The organism is Arthrobacter sp. JCM 19049, assembly GCF_001310435.1.
In genome coordinates, this window is the sequence record NZ_BAXF01000684.1 from 1 (window position 1) to 959 (window position 959).

Annotated in this window: 2 protein-coding genes; both read right to left on the reverse strand. The window is 68.6% G+C overall.

Annotated features, from left to right (window positions below; translation table 11 throughout):
• Positions 1–455: ATP-binding cassette domain-containing protein (locus JCM19049_RS15495; protein ID WP_279403366.1), on the reverse strand; the 455-nt coding region annotated here is incomplete at its 3' end.
• Positions 456–712: 257 nt separating this feature from the next.
• Positions 713–959, reverse strand: a 247-nt coding sequence (locus tag JCM19049_RS15500) for a tyrosine-type recombinase/integrase (RefSeq protein WP_279403367.1), incomplete at its 5' end; no start/stop codon positions are given.

Below are 959 nucleotides of genomic sequence, written 5' to 3' on the forward strand. Positions count from 1 at the left end.
CATGGCCACCCGCACCCGTCGTTCGGCGTCCCAGGCGTCCAGCGCCAGGGCCAGTTCCAGGGCCTGGGCGTAACGGTCATCGGCGCGGGTGTTCCCTCGGACAGGGCGGTGGCCGCGGCATCGAGTTGCTCCAGTGCCGCGACCGCGTGCCGGACCGCCGCGGCGGCGACTTCACCCACGGTGCGCTGATCGTCGGTGGACATCTCCTGTTCGGCGATGCCCAGGGTGCCGATGCGGGTGACCTGGCCGCTGTCGGGGGTCAGGTGCCCGGAGAGCACATGCAGCAGCGTGGATTTGCCGCGGCCGTTTTCCCCGACCACGGCGATGCGGGAGGTGGGGGTGACCACGAGATCCACCCCACGCAGGATGGGGTTGGCGCCCAGGGCCAGCCAGATGTCGGACAGGACGATTTGGGCGCGCGAACGGGCAGGGAAGGTTGGGGCAGTGATAGGCACGGTGTTCCTTTTGGGTGGGCGCGCCGCACCGCAGCAGGCAGGGCAGAATAGACCAGGCACTGACAAGGGGTGTGGGGGCACGCAAAACGGTGACCACTGGGTCATGGACGCATGACCACACGCTCGGAGCAGGCTCAACGAGCGCGGCTGGCCGCGATCACCGTTAGAGGAACAGCAAATATTGCATGCTTCAACGCTAGCACGCGGCGCCGGTGCGGCAACAGTGGGTGTGAGCGAATCGTGGTCGGGGTCGTGGCTCACCGCGCGTCCTTGCGGTTTGCGTCCCCATCGGGGTTGTCCGTGAGCATTCGGTCCAGGCGCCGGGCGACGTCATCGAGTTCGTGGTCGAACAGCCCCGCATAGGTGTCCAGGGTGATGGCCGCGGTGGCGTGCCCCAGCATCCGCTGCACCACCTTGACCGAGGCGCCGGAGGCGACCATCCAGCTGGCGGCCGTATGCCGCAGATCGTGAACCCGCAGCCGTCGGGCAGCCGGACCGCCTGCG